The sequence below is a fragment of the Pseudonocardia sp. genome (assembly GCF_050250275.1).
GTDB lineage: Bacteria > Actinomycetota > Actinomycetes > Mycobacteriales > Pseudonocardiaceae > Pseudonocardia.
In genome coordinates, this window is sequence record NZ_JBFWOY010000005.1 from 95,993 (window position 1) to 113,825 (window position 17,833).

Here is a 17,833-nt window from a genome sequence, read left to right on the forward strand (position 1 = left end):
GTTCCGGCCGCTTCCGAACGCCGCCCCGGACCTCACGTCCGGGGCGGCGTTCGACGTCACCGGCCCGGCACGCGACTATGCTCCGCGGCCGTGCACTGGATGTTCACCGGACTGTTGATCGCGGTCAGCGTGGGGATCGCCGGCTACACCGGCTTCCTGCTGCGCAGGCTGTTCACCACCACCCCCCACCACGACGAGGCACAGTGAGCTCCCCCTCCGACCCGGCCGACCGCTCGACCGCTGCCGGCTCCTCGACCGCTGCCGACCCCTCGGCCGGCGCCGAGCCCGAGCTGGGCACGACGATCCAGGGCCCCGCCCACGCCGCGCCCGACTCACCGCAGCGCAACCGGCCCCGCTGGGAGGACCTACCGGTCCCCGACGACACCGCCAACCTCCGCGAGGGTCCCGACCTCAACGAGGCCTGCCTCGGTCTGCTCCCCCTGATCGGGGTGTGGCGCGGCACCGGCGAGGTCGTCTACCCGACGATCGAGGGCCCGTACCACTACGCCCAGCAGCTCGTCTTCGCCCACGACGGCCGCCCCTTCGTCAGCTACGAGGCCCGCGCGTGGCTCCTCGACGACGACGGCAAGGTCATCCGGCAGGCCGCCCGGGAGACCGGTTTCTGGCGACCCCAGGCCGACGGCACCCTCGAGGTGCTGATCGTGCACGCCACCGGGATCCTCGAGATCTACTACGGCAAGGCACGCACGCTGACGTCCTGGGAGATCGAGACCGACGCGGTCGCCCGCACCGCGACCGCCAAGGACGTCACCGGGTCGCACCGGCTCTACGGCCTCGTCGAGGGCGGCGACCTCGCCTACGTCGACGAGCGCGCCATGATGGGCCAGCCCCTGCAGCCGCACCTGTCGGCCCGGCTGCACCGCATCGCCGGCTGACGTCGATCGCGGCCGCCGGCCGCTCACGGCGTCGTCGGCGTCAGCGCTGCGCGGACCGCAACGTCGCCACCTCGCCCGCCGGGATGCCGGCCAGGCGGGCGATCTGTGCGTCGTCCAGGCCCGCCGACGCCAGCCTCTCGACGAGACCCGCCAGCGCGTCCTGCTCGTGCCGGACCGCCTCGACGAGCCGGTCGAGCTGGCCGCGGACCCGGTCCAGCTCGACCGTGGCGCCGACGGCGCGGTCCGGGTCCGCGAGCAGGACCGCCAGCAGCCGGTCGCGCGCGGCGCTGTCCGGCGCCTCGGCGGCGGCCTGGGGGCCGGCCCGGTCGGCCGACGCCCGGTTCGCCAGCGCGTTCGCGACGGCGTCGGCCAGCGAGCGCCCGGCGCCCGCCGGCTCGGCAGCCGGGACATGACCGGCGGGGTCGGGTTCCGGTGCCGGCACCGCGCGCAGGACGCTCGTCGGGCTCTCCGGCTGTGCCGCAACGGCCGGCGGCTCGTCCTGCGGCTCCCGGTGCCCGGCGCCGGGGGCACCGGCGCCGGGCCCGTCCCCGGCGGACACCGTCGCGTCCCCGGTGGTCGACCGGCCGGCCTCGGGGCCGGGAGCGGTGTCGTCGGCGAGCGTCAGGTCGACACGCAGCCACGGCGCCGCGACGTCGGTGTCGTCGGTGGGCTCCGCCGTGGCGGCCGCCGCGGCGCCTCGGGCGGGCACCCGGACCCGCACCGACGTCGACGCCCGCCGGGCCGCCGCCCGCTGCAGCAGCATGTCGGAGCTGACCGGCAGTGGCGTCGTGTCGGGGTCGCGCACGTCGCCGGCGACGAGGAGGGGCCGGCCGCCCCGTAGCGCGGCGAGATCGCCGACCGTCGTGACCGAGGGCGCCACGGCGTCCTTCTTCTCGACCGTCTTCTCCGGCGGCTGCTCGAGGGTCGTCCCGGGCTCCCCCGGCGCCGCGGCCGCGGCCGGTGCCCCTGCCGCGTCCGGCACCTCGGTCGCGTCCGGCACCTCGGTCGCGTCCGGCAACCCTGCCGCGTCCGGCACGTCGGTCGCGTCCCGCGCCGCCGCGGTGTCCGAGCCGGCGGTCGCAGGCTCGCCGAGCGCGCGCAGCGGCTCACCCGGAACGACCGGCTCCCCCGACGCCGACTCCTGAACGGGCGCGGCCGGCGCCGCAGGGGCCTGTCCCGCGAGCGGTCGGCGCCGCCGACGACGCAGCGCCACCAGGACGCACACGACCGCGGCGACGAGCACGACGCCCGCGACCACCAGCCAACCGATGGGCACACCCAGTGGCGCGAACGCTTCGGCCGAGAACGGCGACACCATGGGCGCGGACGGTACGCGAGGTCACATCACCCAGCGCAACCGTTGTCACCCGGAGCGTGACCCCGAGGTCGAGCGCTCCGACCGGCTGCGCTCCGAGTCCTTCCCGTCGCCGGAGGGCGCACCGCCGCCCTCGGCGCCGCGATCGCCCGTGGAGCCGGCCCCGGCCGTCGACGGCCGCTGTGACGTGCGGTTGTCCGCGCCCTTCGTCCCGTTCGCGGGCGGCGCGGCGGGCTTACCGGCGCCGTTCGACGCCGGTCTCCCGGAGGCCTCGGACCCGCTGCCGTCCGGGCCGGCCGGCGACGCGGCGCCTGCGGCCGCCTTCTGCGATTCGCCCGATCCGGTGGTGCCCGCGCCCTTGTCCTGGGCCTTGTCGGCGGCCGTCGTGCCGGGGTGCGCGGTGCCCGCAGGCGTGCGGGTGGTCGGAGCGTCCGGGCGGGAGGCACTACCCGACGCGGGCCGGAAGAGGTCGGCCGGCTGGGCGGCGTCGCCGTTGGGGCGCATCGACACGGTCGCGCCGTCGTCCCCTCCCGGCCGACGCTGGCCGCCGCGGGCCGCGGGCATGTCGGCGGGGGTCGGATGCGTCCCCTTCTTCGGGGCGCCCGGCTGTGGGCTCGCCGGGAGACCGGGCTGCGGCGGGTCGGTCCGGGACGGGTTCCGGGGCGGCGCCTTCTGCGACGTCTTCTCGGGCGGCGTCGGCGGGCCCGGGGCCTTCCGCACCGGGGCCTTCCGGGCCGTTGTCTGCGGCGCCGCAGCCTGCTGGGCCGCCGCCTGCTGGGCAGCAGTCTGCTGAGCCGCAGTCTGCTGAGCCGCAGTCTGCTGGGCCGCAGTCTGCTGGGCCGCAGTCTGCTGGGCCGCAGTCTGGTCGGGCGGCGTCTTGGGGCCCGGGTTCTGCTGCGGCGGGCTCTGCCGGCCCGGCGTCTGCCCGGATCGGGTCGGCGGGCCCTTCGGGGCCGGAGCCTGCCGGGACGGGGTCTGCTGCGTTGCCGCCGGTCCCCCGCCGGGCGTGCCGGCGGGCTGCTGTCCCGCCGCGGCGTTCGGGGTCTGTGTGGTGGGCGAGGAGGTGTAGCCCCACGAACCGGCGGTCGCCGGTCCGGTCGAGACCGGACGCGACCCGGCGGGCGGACCGGGGGCCTTACGCGCACCCTGCGCAGGTCCCGTGGCGGTCGACGCGGATGTGTTCGCCCCGGGAGACGTCGGCGCCGGGGACGCCGCAACGCCCGGTTTGCGCGCCGCTGCCGCGGCTCCGCCGGCGGGCTGCCCACCCGCCGGCGCGGCAGGGGTCTTCCGGGCGGGTGCGGACGGGGAACCGGCACTCTTCTTCTGCCCACCCACCGGCGACGACCCCGGGGCCGGGCCCGCGGAGCGTCCCGGCGTCGTGGGCGCAGAACGGTGCGGCGCACCGGATGGCGTCGGCGCGCCACCGGACGCGGCCGGTGCCGGGGCGGCCGGACGCGCCGGGAAGGTCTCCGGCGCCGGACCGCCGGCAGGCGCCGGGCCCGCGGCGGCGCCCGGTGGACGCGCGGGGACGGGCGGCGCGGCGACGATCGTCGGCATGGATGCGGCCGGCTGCGACGAGGACCCCGCGGACGACCCCGCGGACGACCGCTCCGCGGACGGTTCCGCAGAGCGCCCCGAGGGCGGCTGGGCGGGCCGGCCCGCGAGCGGGTGGGCCGCCGTGGCGGCGGAAGCCGGGTCGGCCACGGACCGGGCCCCGTCGAGCTCGCTGCGCATCCGCTCGACCTCGCGGGCGAGGGCGTCGCGGCGGCGCGAGAGCTCCTCGACCTCACGACGGGCCCGGTCCCGGATCTCCTCCGCCTCCTGCTCGGCGTGGGTGAGGATGGACTGCATCCGGTCGGACATGCCGTCGATCGGGTCGACGGGGCGCGGCCGCGGCGCAGGCCGAGGCCCGGGCCGCTGCGGCGGCGAACTCACGGGACGGGTGGCCTGGGCGGCGTCGAGATCCGCGCGCATGCGGGCGAGGACCCGGTGCAGCCGCTGGATGTGGTCGTCGACCTGGCGGCGCGAGTAGCCGCGGAAGACGACGTCGAAGTGCGTGGCACCGGGGGACCGGTCGCCGGCGTCGGACGACATCGCGTTACCTCCTGACCCGGGCGTCCAGACCACCGAGCCTACCGTCAGCGAAGCAGTGCGTTCACCCTGACGGAGCAGAGATCAGCCGGTCGGTGTGCTCCCGGCCGCCGTCGTGACCTCGTGCGGTTGCCGGGTTCGGGCACGGGCGGGGCGGGGTCGGGTTCGCCTACGATCTGGTCGTGGACACCTCGCTGCGGCAGACGCTGCACCGGCGCGGCCTGCGCATGACACCTCAGCGTCAGCTCGTCGTCGATGCGGTCCGCGAGCTGGGCCACGCGACGCCGGAGCAGATCTGCACGCGTGTCCAGCAGACCGCGCCCGCCGTGAACATCACGACGATCTATCGCACGCTGGAGCTGCTGGAGCGGATCGGGCTGGTGCGGCACACGCATCTGGGGCACGGCGCCCCGACGTACTCGGAGGAGGACCACCAGCACGTCCACCTGGTGTGCCACCACTGCGGGCGGGTCGCGGAGGCGCCGACCGACCTGATGGACGCGTTGGCGCACCGGCTGCAGGAGGAGTCCGGGTTCACCCTGGACGCGACGCACGTGGCCCTGTCCGGCCGGTGCGCCGACTGCGCCGAGGACGGGGAGCCCGCCGACGACACGGGGGACGCCGCGGCGGGCCCCGACCATCACACCGATCGTCATACCGAAGGGAGCGCGCGGTGACCGAACCGCAGACGGACGTCGACACCGCCGGGCCGGAGGCGCCGGCCGATCCCGACGAGGCGGTACCGGCCCACCGGGGCGACCCGTTCGCCGAGCAGCGGGCGATGGCCCGGGGCGCGGCCGTCGTCGACCGCGGGCACCGGGAGGTGATCGCGGTTCCGGGTGAGGACCGGCTGAGCTGGCTGCACCTGCTGCTCACCCAGCACGTCAGCGCGCTGCCGGCGGACACGGCCACCGAGGCCCTGGTCCTGGACCTCAACGGCCGGGTGCTGCACCACATGAACGTCGCGCACGTCGGCGATGTGGTGTGGCTCGACACGGAGCCGGGTGACTCGGCCGGCCTGCTCGACTACCTGACGAAGATGGTCTTCTGGTCGAAGGTGGAGCCGCGGGACGCGACGGCGGAGCTCGCGGTGCTGAGCGTGGTCGGGCCCGACACGGCCGCCGTGCTGGCCGCGGCCGGGGTCCCGGTGCCGGACGCGCCGTCGGGTGCGACGGCGTTGCCGGGTGGCGGGTTCGTGCGGCGGATGCCGTGGCCGGGCAAGGACGCGGCGGACGTCGTCGTGCCGCGCGCGGAGCGGGAGGCCTGGTTCGCCCGGCTGACGGCGGCGGGTGCGCGTGCCGCGGGGACGATGGCGTTCGAGGCGTTGCGGGTGGAGTCGTTGCGCCCGCGGCTGCGCGTCGACACCGACGAGCGGACGATTCCGCACGAGGTGGGCTGGATCGGCGCGGCCGTGCATCTGACCAAGGGCTGCTACCGGGGTCAGGAGACGGTGGCGCGGGTGGCCAACATGGGCAGGCCGCCGCGCAGGCTGGTGCTGCTGCACCTCGACGCGGGTGACGAGGAGCTGCCGCTGGCCGGCGACCCGGTGTTCAAGGACGGGCGGGCGGTCGGGCGGGTGGGCACGGTGACGTTGCACCACGAGCTGGGCGCGGTGGCGCTGACGCTGCTGAAGCGGTCGGTCCCGGTCGACGCGGAGCTGGTCGCGGGTGTCGACGAGCGGGCGGCGCCGGCGCGGATCGACCCGGACTCGATGCCGCCGGAGGAGGCCGCACCACCGCCGGGGCGGGCGGCCCAGTCGGGCCTACGGGGCTGACGCTCAGCCGCTGCCGCGGTGGGCGGCGACGGCTCCCCAGAAGTCACGCAGCTTCTCGTAGCAGGACTGCGCGACGTCGCCGTCGCCGTCCTGGAGCGCCTGCAGCGCGTCCTGGACGAGCTCGGCGGAGCTGTCGCCCCGGAGGGTGTCGTCGTCGAGGAACGTGACGAGGCCGCCGTAGTCGAGCTCGACGACCGAGTCGTGGTCGAAGCGGGCCAGCCAGCTCGCGGTCTCGGCGAGGACCTCGGCGGGGCCGTCGTCGCCGATGCCGGAGCGCACGGTCTTCTCGGCGCGTTCGGCCCGGGCGAGGGCGGTGCCGATGGGGACCTGCCAGTGGACGCGCCGGGTGCCGTGGAGGCTCAGCCGGCGGGCGTCGGGGTCGACGAGTGCGAACCAGGGCAGCGGGACGGTCCAGGCGGAGGTGACGACGTGGGCGGCGCCGTCGCCGATCTCGGCGAGCGCGGCCTCCGCGTCGCGGCGGGCGGTCGACTCGGGGCCGCCCAGGACGGCCGCACGCAGCACGGGCGGTTGCTCGGCGAGGAAGGCCAGCAGGGCCGCGGCGGCGCGGGGGCGGGTGTCGAGCGGGCAGACGAGCGTGTCGCCGGACCGCGCCGTCGTGACGAGGACGTCGACGGTGTCGGCGGGCAGTTTCCCGGTGCCGAGGCCCACGCGCAGGCAGCGGTCGCGGTCGCGGTCGCCGGCGTCGCCGGCGGCGACGGGGCCGCGGCGGAGGGCTTCGCGGACCGGCGCGCCGGTGGGGCCGTCGAATGCGCGGAGGGGTTCGTAGACCCGCAGGTAGGACAGGAACGGCTCCGGCATGGACGGGATGATTCCAGGCCCGGGGCTGTTCCGGGTCACACCATCGATGCCACGTCGCACGGTGGCGGGTCAGCAATGTACGGTGGACCCCAGGATATTGATGACATGAATGGGGCCGCCGAGACATCCGGCCGCCCCTTCCCTGTTGTAAGGGGGACCAGCCATGGGGCGCGGACGAGCCAAGGCCAAGCAGACGAAGGTGGCCCGCGAGCTCAAGTACAGCTCCCCCACGATGGATCTCGATGCGCTGCAACGCGAGATCGGTAGTGGGACGGCTCCTTCTGACGACGAGGAGTACGACGAGTACGACTCGTACTACTCCTCCTACGCCTCCAAGGACGGCGAGGAGGACGAGGACGCACCCCGCCGTTAGGCGGCTGCGGCTCCTTCTCGTCCTGTCGTCGTGAACCGGGCGCCTCGGCGCCCGGTTCAGCGTGTCCACGGACACCCCGGCGTCGGCGGTTGTGGTCGTACATCCCGCTGCTTGTTATAGTTGGTTCATAACAAGTAGAGAGGTGGACCGACGATGGGACGGATCGGCAGAGCGCTCCTCACCGGGCTCCCGCACCTGGTGGCGGTGACCCCCGCGGTCGTGACCGCACTGGTCGCGGCCGACCGGATGCCGGCCGAGCCCGCCACCCGGTTCTCCTTCGACGGCACCGCGACCTCGACCATGCCGCACGCCGCACTCGTGGCGGCGATGGTCGTGCTCGGCGTGCTGCTGGCGCTCGTCTTCGGAGCGATGGGTGCCCGGCCGACCGCGACGCGGGTGTCGGCCGCGGACACGGCGCGGTTCTTCGGCGCGGTCTCGTGGGCGACGGCAGGCCTGTTGGGCTCGGTGCTCTACCTGGCGACGGCGGCCAACGTCGACGTCACGTCCGCGGCCGAGGCCCACCTGCCCCCCGGTCGGCTGCTCATCGCCGTCGGGGCCGCGGTCGTGGCGGGTGCCGTCGGGTATTTGGTGACGCCGTCGCCGCCCCCGGCTCCCGAGGCGCCCCCGAGCGCGCCGGTCCAGGTCGGCCTCACGGAGCGGGTGAGCTGGTCACGCCGCGTCGAGTCGCGGATGTCGCTGGCGTTGGGGGCGGTGGTCCTCGTCGGCGGCCTGGTCCTCGGCTGGCTCGCCGGGTGGCTGCCGGGCGCTCTGCTGATCGTGGCCGGACTGGCCGTGCTGACGCTCGGCTCGTCGGCGCTGGTGACGGTCGACCGGCGGGGGCTCGTCGTCGCCCTCGGCGCGTTCGGCTGGCCGCACTTGCGCGTCCCCGTCGCGGACGTCGAGTCGGTGACGACCGGCGACGTCTCCCCCGCAGAGTTCGGCGGCTGGGGCTACCGGATCGTCCCCGGCGGCTCGGGCGTGGTGCTGCGCAGCGGGCCCGCGCTGATCGTGACGCGGCGGTCGGGGCGGCGGTTCACCGTCACCGTCGACGACCCGCGAACGGCCGCGGGCCTGCTCGCCGGCCTGGCCCAGGAGGTGTCCTGACGTGCTCTTCCGGCTCGACCCGGCCCGGCCGGTCCCCCTCGCCGACCAGGTCGCGGCCAACGTGCGCCGCGGCATCGCGGACGGGACGGTCGCGCCGGGCGAGCGGCTGCCGCCGGCGCGGGAGCTGGCGGCGTCGCTCGATGTGAGCATCCACACCGTGCTAGCGGGCTACCAGCAGCTGCGCGACGAGGACCTGATCGAGCTGCGGCGCGGCCGGGGCGCGACCGTCCGGGACGGGGTCCGGTCCGACCGCGCGGTGCTGCTGGGCCTGGTGCACGATCTCGTGGCGGCTGCGCGTCGCATCGACCTCGACGAGGACGAACTGGTCGCGCTCGTCCGGTCGACGGCATCGGGCCCGTGATCCACACGCCCGTCGGGGTGACGTGTCGGGACCGGCGGTAACGAGGCTCTCGGTCGGCGCGATCGACCCGGAGAGGCTCGTCGCGACGGGCCCGGGCGACACGTCGTGCCGCGTGACATGGATCATCGCGGTAGTGTCACCCTGACGAGAATTTCGGACGTCAGGAACGGATCACGATGCGTGGCAACCTGTTCGCCGTCGGTGTGGACCTGGTGGTCCTCACCGTCCGCGACGACGAGCTGTGCGTGCTGCTGGTACGCCGCACCGAGAAGCCCTTCGAGGACACGTGGGGCCTGCCCGGGGGGTTCGTGGCGCCCGACGAGGACCTGCCCGACACCGCGGCCCGCGAGCTGGCCGCCCAGACCGGCGCCGGTACCGCCGGACGCGTGTCCGGCCACCTCGAACAGATCGCGGGCTACGCCGCGCCCGACCGCGACCCCCGCGGCCGGGTGCTCTCCGTCGCCTTCCTGGCCCTGCTGCCCGACATGCCCGACCCCGACCAGCCCGACGTCGTCAGCGGCTGGCACCCGGTGGCCGACGTCACCGACCTCGCGTTCGACCACTCCCAGATCCTCGCCGACGGCGTCGAACGCGCCCGCGAGACGCTGGAGTACACGACGCTCGCCGCAGCCTTCTGCCCGCCCGAGTTCACGGTCACCGACCTGCGGCGGGTCTACGAGGCCGTGTGGCGCACCGAGATCGACCCGCGCAACTTCTCCCGCAAGGTCACCTCGACCCCTGGTTTCCTGGTGCCGACGCAGCGGCACGTCACGGGTGGCCCCGGCCGGCCCGCGCAGCTGTTCCGCCGCGGCCCGGCCACCCGGCTGCACCCGGCGATGCTGCGGGAGCCCGCCGTCCGCGTCGGCTGAGCACCACGCCCTCGGGCAGAACCGGCGCGCAACCCGACGGTCGCCCCGGCCGCCCGAGCACGACCATGACGTTGCACCCGGCTCGGAGCGCGCAACCCCACGGTCGCCCCGGGCGCGGACCGCGACCGTGAGGTTGCGACCGGAGGTGGCGTCAGAAGCGCGGGTGCTCGCCCTGCAGCTGCACCCGGGCGCCGACACCCGTCGGCTCCTCGCCCGTGCCGCGGCGGACCTCGCCCAGCACCCACGACGGGACGTGCCGCGCGGTCAGCACCGCGAGGGCGCGGTCGACGTCGTCGGCCGGGAGCACGGCGACCATGCCGACCCCCATGTTGAACGTCTTCTCCATCTCGGCACGCTCGACGCGGCCCCGGGAGGCGATCAGCTTGAACACCGGCGCCGGCGTCCAGCTGCCCCGGTCGGCCACCGCGACGAGGCCCGGCGGCAGCACCCGCTCCAGGTTGCGGGCCAGCCCGCCCCCGGTGATGTGCGAGAACGTCCGCACCCCGGTCTCGGCGGCCAGCGCCAGGCAGTCGCGGGCGTAGATGCGGGTCGGGATCAGCATCTCCTCGCCGAGCGTCGTCCCGAACTCCTCGACGTGCCCGTCGAGGGGCATCCGCGCGATGTCGAGCAGGACGTGGCGGGCCAGGGAGTAGCCGTTGGAGTGCAGACCCGACGAGCCCATCGCGAGCAGGACGTCGCCCGGGCGGACGCGTTCGGGACGCAGCATCGCCTCGGCGTCGACGATGCCGACACCGGTCGCGGAGATGTCGTAGCCACCGGCCTCCATGAGCCCGGGGTGCTCGGCGGTCTCGCCGCCCAGCAGGGCGCAGCCCGCCTGCTTGCAGCCCTCCGCGATGCCCTTGACGATCGACGCCACCTGCTCGGGGACCAGCTTGCCGACGGCGATGTAGTCCTGCAGGAACAGCGGCTCCGCACCGCAGACGACGAGGTCGTCGACGACCATGGCGACCAGGTCGAGGCCGATGGTGTCGTGCTTGTCCATGGCCTGGGCGATCGCGACCTTGGTGCCGACGCCGTCGGTGGACGCCGCGAGCACCGGCTCCGAGTAGCGGCTCAGCTTCGGCGCGAACAGCCCGGCGAAACCACCGATGCCGCCGAGGACCTCGGGCCGCGTCGCCATCTCGGCGTGCGGGCGGAACGCCTCGACGGCCTGCTCCCCCGCCTCGATGTCGACTCCCGCCGACGCGTAGCTGGCCCGCGGGGCGTCCTCGCGGTCCTGCACGTTGTCCTCGGGCACGGTCGGCGTGGGCGGCATGGGGTGATCGCTCCTGACGGCCGCCCCTGGGGGCGTCCTGTCTGTCACGGCCGCAGGTGCGGCCTGTCGTCTGGCGGCCGCGGGGCACGGCCGTAGGTCTTCGGCGCGGTTCCGGCCGGTGGCCCGCGCCGGGGCCCGCCCGGGGTGGACCCGCGGCGGGCGGCCTGGATCATCATGGCCGGTCACCGACCACGAGGTCGAGTCCGGGCCCGCGGGCGACCCGGGGTCGGGACCCCGGGTCGCGGGATCCGCTCAGGGACGGCGCAGGGCGTCCGCCGCACCGTAGCCGACCGACATGGACGCGGCATCGCCCGAGGCCTCCGCGGCGACACCGGCGAAGCTCGCCCCGCCGTCGGCGGTGCCACGGTCGTCGCCCAGCTCCAGCAGGTGCTTGCCCAGGCGGGCCTCGTCCGGCAGCGAGATCGGGTACTCGCCGTCGAAACAGGCGCAACAGAGCCGGCTGCGGGGCTGCTCGGTGGCCGCGACCATGTTGTCGATCGACACGTAGCCGAGCGTGTCGGCGCCGATCGAGCGGCGGACACCGTCGACGTCGAGGCCGCTCGCGAGCAGCTCGGCGCGCGTGGCGAAGTCGATGCCGTAGAAGCAGGGCCAGCGCACCGGCGGGGACGCGATCCGCACGTGCACCTCGAGTGCACCGGCCTCCCGCAGCATCCGGACCAGCGCGCGTTGGGTGTTCCCGCGGACGATCGAGTCGTCGACCACCACCAGGCGCTTGCCCCGGATGACGTCGCGCAGCGGGTTGAGCTTGAGCCGGATACCGAGCTGGCGGATCGTCTGCGACGGCTGGATGAACGTGCGGCCGACGTAGGAGTTCTTGACCAGGCCCTGGCCGTAGTCGATGCCCGAGCCCTGCGCGTAGCCGATCGCGGCGGGCGTGCCCGACTCCGGGACGGGGATCACCAGGTCGGCCTCGACGGGGTACTCCTGAGCGAGCCTGCGGCCGATCTCGACGCGCGTCGCGTGCACGGAGCGGCCGGAGATCGTCGTGTCGGGGCGGGCGATGTAGACGTACTCGAACACGCAGCCCTTGGGCTCGGGGTTGGCGAACCGCGAGCTGCGCATGCCGTTCTCGTCGATGGCGATGAGCTCGCCCGGCTCGACCTCGCGGACCATGGAGGCGCCGACGATGTCGAGCGCCGCGGTCTCGCTGGCGACGACCCACCCACGTTCCAGACGACCCAGGACGAGCGGGCGGACGCCCTGCGGGTCGCGGGCGGCGTAGAGGGTGCGCTCGTCGGCGAAGACCAGCGAGAACGCACCGCGGGCCCGCGGCAGGACACGCATCGCGGCCTCCTCGAGGCCGGTGTCGGCGGCGTCGGCGGCCATCAGCTCGCACAGCAGGTCGGAGTCGGTGCTCGCGCGGAACGCGCCACCTGCGATGCCGCGGGCGTTGATCTCGTCGCGCAGCTCGGCGGTGTTCACGAGGTTGCCGTTGTGGCCGAGGGCGACACCGCTGCCGGTGGCCGTGGTCCGGAACGTCGGCTGCGCGTTCTCCCAGGTACTGGACCCGGTCGTCGAGTAGCGGGTGTGGCCGACGGCGAGGTGCCCGCGCAGCGACGACAACGTCTGCTCGTCGAACACCTGGCTCACCAGGCCGAGGTCCTTGAACACCACCATCCGGTGGCCGTCGGAGACGGCGATCCCCGCGGACTCCTGGCCACGGTGCTGGATGGCGAACAGCCCGTAGTAGGCGAGCTTGGACACCTCCTCACCGGGCGCCCACACGCCGAACACACCGCACTCGTCGTGCGGGACGTCGTCGTCGGTGTCGGGGTGGGGGGCTGGGTGCTCGTTCCTGCCGGAACTCAACGCACACACTCTCCTCAGCTGACGGCGGGCAACACCGTGGTCCGATCGTACGCGGCCCGTGGGCCAGAACCCATCCCACGGGACCGGCGTCACCGATCGCCGCCGTGGGGAATAAAGGGCCGTCAGCGCAGGGAGCGACGCACCAGGTCGGGCACCCACGCCGCGGGGCCGGCGTCGCCGAACCAGCGCCCCTGGCCGAGGTCGCAGCCCAGGCGTTCGAGCCGCTCGGCCTGCGTGCGCGTCTCCACCCACTCGGCGGTGACCTCGAGGTCGAGCGCGTGGGCCAGCTCCACCAGCGCGCGGACGATGCTCTCGTCCATCGGGTCGGGGGCGGTGTGGCGGAGCCCGTCGATGAACGAGCCGTCGATCTTGAGGGCGTGCACGGGCAGCCGCCGCAGCCAGGCCAGGCTCGACCAGCCGGTGCCGAAGTCGTCGAGGGCCAGCCGCACCTGCGCGCCGCGCAGCGCGGCCAGCACGTCGAGGGCGAGCGCCTCGTCACCGAGGACGGCCTGCTCGGTGATCTCCAGCTGCAGCTTGTGCGGCGGCAGCCCCGACTCGGTCAGCGCGTCGGTGACGGCCTCGAACCAGCCGGGCGCGACCAGTTGCACCGGCGAGACGTTGACGCTGACGTACGGCGAGGCCTCGCCCAGCTGCTCGTGCCAGCAGGCGGCCTGGCGGCACGCCTCGCGCAGCACCCAGCGGCCGAGGGAGACGATCGCGCCGCTGCGTTCGGCGAGCTCGATGAACCGGCCCGGCCCGATGACCCCCTCGACGGGGTGCTGCCAGCGCACCAGCGCCTCGGTGCCGAGGACGTGCTCGTCACGCAGCCGGACGAGGGGTTGGAAGGCGAGCCGGAACTCGCCGCGGTCGACGGCCTCCGGCAGGGCTGCGAGCAGTGTGAACCGGGCGGCCTCACCCGCGTCGCGCTCGGGGTCGAACAGCACGCGGCGCCCACCGCCCTGCGCCTTGGCCCACGACATCGCGACGTCGGCGGAGCGCATGAGCTCCTCGGGGACGGTCGTGGCCGTCGGCGCCTCGCTGACCCCGATGCTGGCGGTCACCGTCAACGACCGGCCGGCGAGCTGGAACGGCGGGGCCAGCGCGTCGAGTAGCCGGTCGGCGAGGGCGGTCATGTCGTCGGCGCCGGTGGTGTCGACGGCGAGGACGGCGAACTCGTCGCCCCCGGTGCGGGTGACGAGGTGGTCGCCCGCCGCCATCTGCAGCCGCCCGGCCACCGCGAAGAGCAGTTCGTCGCCGACCGCGTGGCCGAGGGTGTCGTTGACGGAGCGGAACCCGTCGATGTCGACGGCGCACAGCCCGGCCCGGCGGGCGGCTCCCGGCGCGAAGGCCTGTCTCAGCTGCGCCTCGGCGACGCCGCGGTTGGGCAGCCGGGTCAGCCGGTCGAGGGTGGTGGCGCGTTCGAGCCGCGAGTGCAGCCGGTGCCGCTCGGAGATGTCCTGCACGACGGCGACGACCCGGTCGGGCTCGCCGCGGTCGTTGCGCACCAGGGTGGCGTTGACGCGCGCCCATACGACGATGCGGTCGGGCCGGACCAGCCGGACGTCGATCTCGACGCTGTCGGGCCCGTCGGCCGACACGACCTGGTGGTAGCTCTCGACGAACGTGGCCAGGTCGTCGGGGTGGACGAAGTCGGCGGCCGCGTGCGGGAACTCGGGCGGGTCGTCGGCGCCGAAGAGCCGGTAGAGGGCGGGGTTGGCGTCGATGACGTCGCCGGCGAGGCTGCCGACGGCGATGCCGACCCGGCCGCGCAGGTAGAGCGCGCGGTAGTGCAGGTCGCCGTCGGTGAGGACGCGCTGCAGGTCCTCGGGTGGCCACCGGGTCGCGGTGAGCAGGTCCTGCCGTTCGCTCTCGGCGCGTTCACGCATCGCACCGAGGTAGCCGGCGACCAGCTGGTCGAGCGCGGTGGCCAGGCGGCGGGCACCCTCGGGCCCCGGGGTGCCGAGCATCGCCTGTGCGTCGCTGCGCAGCAGGCCCAGCGTCGGTGGGAGGAGTTCCTCGGGCTGCGGGCCGCCCGGGCCGAGGGGGCGGCCGGCGGGTCCGCAGTGGTAGAAGGAGGCCCCGATGCGGCGGGCGGCGGGCGGCCAGAAGGGGTCGGCGCGCAGGACCGTCGACAGCCGGCGGAGCAGGGTGCGGAGCTGGCCGATCGCGGGGCTGCCGGGGCCGGGCAGCAGGTCGGCCCAGCGGTCGGCGAGGCGGCTGGCGGGATCGGACGTGCTGGGACCGGTACCCACGGGTTCGACCGGCTCGACGGCGCGCAGGGCACGGCCGGGTCCAGGGGCGGGCCGGTCGGACGGCCCGGGCAGTCGTGCCACGACCATGCCCGTCACCTCCGTCGCCCGTTGCGTGACGACCGCAAGATCGCGCACTCCGCGGCGCAATCTTCGACCGCCGACGGTTGTTTGACCACCGACAGGTGTTGCGGATCATCCGTGCGGGTGACGCAGCCGTCACCCGTTGTCAGCGCAGCGGCAGCAACGTTGCCACCTCGGGTGCGCGCGATCCGGACGCCGTGAGCACGCCGGCGTGAACCGCATCACACCAGGTGAGGATACCGCGGGAGAGCGCGAGCCACGTCCTGGGATCGGTCTCGACGACGTTCGGCGGGTTCCCGCGCGTGTGCCTGGGCCCCTCGACGCACTGCACGGCGCCGAACGGCGGAACGCGCACCTCGACCGTGTGCCCGGGCGCCCGCTCGACCAGCAGCGCGAGGCTCGCCTTCACCGCGGCCTTGAGCGTCACCCGGTCGGGCTGCTCCCCACCCGCGAGCCACGCGTCGACCGCGTCAGACACCGAAGAGCCTCGGCAGCGTGCCCTCCCACGCCTCCCGCATCTCGTCGGCCGACAACGGGGCGAGGGTCTCGATCCGCAGCCCGTCACCACCCGTGGTGCCGATCCGCTCGGCCGGCACCCCGGCCGCCTCGGCGCGGGCCAGGAACGCGTCGGCGTCGGCCACCGTGACCAGCACCCGGCCCGCCGACTCGCTGAACAGCGCGACGAACGGGTCGACCCCGGCGGGCAGCACGACCTCGGCACCGTGGCCACCGACGAGGACCGCCTCGAGCAGCGCCTGCGCCAGGCCGCCGTCGGACAGGTCGTGGGAGCCGCGCAGCACCCCGTCGGCCGACGCCGCCGCGAGCAGCTCCGCCAGCCGCTGCTCCGCGGCCAGGTCGACCGCCGGCGGCAGCCCGCCGAGGTGCCCGTGGACGACGTGCGCCCACTCGCCGCCACTCAGTTCGTCGCGCGTCGTCCCCAGCAGCACGACGGCATCGCCCTCGCCGGTGAACCCGCTGCGCACCCGCCGCGCGACGTCGTCCAGCACACCGAGCACACCGATCACCGGGGTCGGCAGGATGGCGCGGTCGCCCGTCTGGTTGTAGAAGCTGACGTTGCCGCCCGTGACCGGGATGCCCAGCTGGGCGCACCCGTCGGCCAGACCCCGCACGGCCTGCGAGAACTGCCACATGACGTGCGGGTCCTCGGGCGAGCCGAAGTTCAGGCAGTTGGTGACCGCGGCCGGCACGGCACCCGAGACGGCGACGTTGCGGTACGCCTCGGCCAGCGCCAGCTGCGCACCCGCGTACGGGTCGAGCGCGGCGAACCGGGCGTTGCAGTCGGTCGAGACCGCGACGCCGCGGCCGGTCTCCTCGTCGATGCGCACGACGCCGGTGTCGGCAGGCTGGGCCGAGGCCGTGTTGCCGCGCACGTAGCGGTCGTACTGCTCGGTGACCCACGCGCGGCTGCACAGGTTCGGGCTGGCGGCCATCCGCAGGATCTCGGCGCGCAGCTCCGACGGCGACGCCGGCCGCGGCAGCCGGTCGGCCACGTCGGCCTGCAGCGCGTCCTGGCCCTCGCCCCGCGCGACCGGCCGCTCGTAGACCGGGCCGTCGTGGGCGACGGTGCGCGGCGGCACGTCGACGACGGTCTCACCGCGGTAGGCGATCCGCAGCCGGTCGCCCTCGGTGACCTCGCCGATCACGGTCGCGATCGTGTCCCACTTGGCGCAGACGGCCATGAACGCGTCGACGTCCTCGGGCCGCACGACCGCGCACATGCGCTCCTGCGACTCGCTGGACAGGATCTCCGCGGCCGTCATGTTGTCGGCGCGCAGCGGGACCGCGTCGAGGTCGACGAACATGCCGCCGTCGCCCGCGCTGGCCAGCTCGCTCGTGGCGCACGACAGGCCCGCGCCACCCAGGTCCTGGATGCCGACGACGAGCCCCGCGTGGAACAGCTCCAGGCAGCACTCGATGAGGACCTTCTCGGTGAACGGGTCGCCCACCTGCACGCTCGGCAGCTTCTTGCGGCCGCCGCCGTCGCCGGAGAACGTCTCGCTCGCCAGCACCGACACGCCGCCGATGCCGTCCAGACCCGTGCGGGCGCCGAACAGGATGATCTTGTTGCCGGTGCCCGACGCGAACGCCAGGTGCAGGTCCTCGACCCGCATCGACCCCACACACATGGCGTTGACCAGCGGGTTGCCGGCGTAGCTGGCGTCGAACACCACCTCGCCGCCGACGTTGGGCAGGCCCAGGGAGTTGCCGTAGCCCCCGACGCCCGCCACGACACCGGGCAGCACCCGCGCGGTGTCGGGTGCGTCGGCCGGCCCGAAGCGCAGCGGGTCGGCCACCGCGATCGGCCGGGCCCCCATCGCCATGATGTCGCGCACGATGCCGCCGACCCCGGTCGCCGCGCCCTGGTAGGGCTCGACGTAGGACGGGTGGTTGTGCGACTCGACCTTGAACGTCACCGCCCAGCCGTCGCCCACCTCGACGACGCCCGCGTTCTCGCCGATGCCGGCGAGCATCTTCGCGCGCATCTCGTCGGTGGTGGTCTCACCGAAGTAGCGAAGGTGCACCTTCGACGACTTGTAGGAGCAGTGCTCGCTCCACATCACCGAGTACATCGCCAGCTCGGCGTCGGTGGGCCGACGGCCGAGGATGTCGCGGATCCGCGCGTACTCGTCGTCCTTCAGACCCAGCTCCACGTAGGGCTGCGGCTGGTCGGGGGTGGATGCGGCGCGCTCGACGGAGTCGACGGAGTCCAGCTGGGGAACAGTCCCGGTCACGACATCAGGGTAGTCAACGGAGCCGCGCGACCTGCGGCG

At 74.8% G+C, this 17,833-nt stretch carries 15 protein-coding genes; 7 read left to right on the plus strand and 8 right to left on the minus strand.

Annotated elements, in window-relative coordinates; genetic code table 11:
* Positions 1 to 290 precede the first annotated feature (290 nt).
* Positions 291 to 896, plus strand: a complete 606-nt coding sequence (locus tag AB7F12_RS07000; RefSeq protein WP_428500123.1) for an FABP family protein — start codon at positions 291 to 293, stop codon at positions 894 to 896.
* Between the two features lie 40 nt (positions 897 to 936).
* On the opposite strand, the gene AB7F12_RS07005 is transcribed toward AB7F12_RS07000, so the two are convergent.
* Complete coding sequence (locus tag AB7F12_RS07005; protein WP_428500108.1) at positions 937 to 2,214, minus strand: hypothetical protein; 1,278 nt, start codon at positions 2,212 to 2,214, stop codon at positions 937 to 939.
* A gap of 45 nt (positions 2,215 to 2,259) precedes the next feature.
* A complete protein-coding gene (locus AB7F12_RS07010; protein ID WP_428500107.1) occupies positions 2,260 to 4,305 on the minus strand; it encodes a hypothetical protein in 2,046 nt (681 codons plus the stop codon).
* A 224-nt stretch (positions 4,306 to 4,529) separates the two neighbouring features.
* Here AB7F12_RS07010 and AB7F12_RS07015 point away from each other — a divergent pair, with 224 nt between their 5' ends.
* Together AB7F12_RS07015 and AB7F12_RS07020 are read left to right on the plus strand one after the other, a co-directional pair.
* Positions 4,530 to 4,979 (plus strand): Fur family transcriptional regulator, encoded by a 450-nt coding sequence (locus AB7F12_RS07015; RefSeq protein WP_428500122.1) that lies wholly within the window; start codon positions 4,530 to 4,532, stop codon positions 4,977 to 4,979.
* Positions 4,976 to 6,076 (plus strand): YgfZ/GcvT domain-containing protein, encoded by a 1,101-nt coding sequence (locus tag AB7F12_RS07020; protein ID WP_428500106.1) that lies wholly within the window; start codon positions 4,976 to 4,978, stop codon positions 6,074 to 6,076. The genes AB7F12_RS07015 and AB7F12_RS07020 overlap by 4 nt, the downstream gene beginning before the upstream one ends.
* Before the next feature lie 3 nt (positions 6,077 to 6,079).
* Here AB7F12_RS07020 and AB7F12_RS07025 read toward each other — a convergent pair whose 3' ends face one another.
* The gene (locus AB7F12_RS07025; RefSeq protein ID WP_428500105.1) at positions 6,080 to 6,895 is read right to left on the minus strand and encodes a hypothetical protein; all 816 of its coding nucleotides are present in this window, start codon (positions 6,893 to 6,895) and stop codon (positions 6,080 to 6,082) included.
* A gap of 163 nt (positions 6,896 to 7,058) precedes the next feature.
* Here AB7F12_RS07025 and AB7F12_RS07030 point away from each other — a divergent pair, with 163 nt between their 5' ends.
* The 4 genes from AB7F12_RS07030 (at position 7,059) to AB7F12_RS07045 (ending at position 9,602) form a co-directional block, all read left to right on the plus strand.
* Positions 7,059 to 7,268, plus strand: a complete 210-nt coding sequence (locus AB7F12_RS07030) for a DUF3073 domain-containing protein (protein ID WP_428500104.1) — start codon at positions 7,059 to 7,061, stop codon at positions 7,266 to 7,268.
* 153 nt (positions 7,269 to 7,421) lie between these two features.
* The gene (locus tag AB7F12_RS07035) at positions 7,422 to 8,372 is read left to right on the plus strand and encodes a hypothetical protein (RefSeq protein WP_428500103.1); all 951 of its coding nucleotides are present in this window, start codon (positions 7,422 to 7,424) and stop codon (positions 8,370 to 8,372) included.
* A gap of 1 nt (position 8,373) precedes the next feature.
* The gene (locus tag AB7F12_RS07040) at positions 8,374 to 8,733 is read left to right on the plus strand and encodes a GntR family transcriptional regulator (protein WP_428500102.1); all 360 of its coding nucleotides are present in this window, start codon (positions 8,374 to 8,376) and stop codon (positions 8,731 to 8,733) included.
* Positions 8,734 to 8,909: 176 nt separating this feature from the next.
* Positions 8,910 to 9,602 carry an NUDIX hydrolase gene (locus AB7F12_RS07045; protein WP_428500101.1) on the plus strand — a complete coding sequence of 231 codons (693 nt, stop codon included), beginning with the start codon at positions 8,910 to 8,912 and terminating at the stop codon, positions 9,600 to 9,602.
* Between the two features lie 151 nt (positions 9,603 to 9,753).
* On the opposite strand, the gene purM is transcribed toward AB7F12_RS07045, so the two are convergent.
* The 5 genes from purM to purL form a co-directional block, all read right to left on the minus strand.
* Positions 9,754 to 10,878, minus strand: a complete 1,125-nt coding sequence (gene purM / locus AB7F12_RS07050) for a phosphoribosylformylglycinamidine cyclo-ligase (RefSeq protein WP_428500100.1) — start codon at positions 10,876 to 10,878, stop codon at positions 9,754 to 9,756.
* 252 nt (positions 10,879 to 11,130) lie between these two features.
* Entirely contained in the window at positions 11,131 to 12,708 is a 1,578-nt protein-coding gene (gene purF, locus AB7F12_RS07055) for an amidophosphoribosyltransferase (RefSeq protein WP_428500099.1), read from the minus strand.
* A gap of 122 nt (positions 12,709 to 12,830) precedes the next feature.
* Positions 12,831 to 15,047, minus strand: coding sequence for a putative bifunctional diguanylate cyclase/phosphodiesterase (locus tag AB7F12_RS07060; RefSeq protein ID WP_428516320.1), 2,217 nt, complete (start codon positions 15,045 to 15,047; stop codon positions 12,831 to 12,833).
* Positions 15,048 to 15,186: 139 nt separating this feature from the next.
* On the minus strand, positions 15,187 to 15,519 hold the full coding sequence (locus tag AB7F12_RS07065; RefSeq protein WP_428500096.1) for a sterol carrier family protein: 333 nt from the start codon (positions 15,517 to 15,519) through the stop codon (positions 15,187 to 15,189).
* Positions 15,512 to 17,794 carry a phosphoribosylformylglycinamidine synthase subunit PurL gene (gene purL, locus AB7F12_RS07070; protein ID WP_428500095.1) on the minus strand — a complete coding sequence of 761 codons (2,283 nt, stop codon included), beginning with the start codon at positions 17,792 to 17,794 and terminating at the stop codon, positions 15,512 to 15,514. The genes AB7F12_RS07065 and purL overlap by 8 nt, the downstream gene beginning before the upstream one ends.
* Positions 17,795 to 17,833 lie beyond the last annotated feature (39 nt).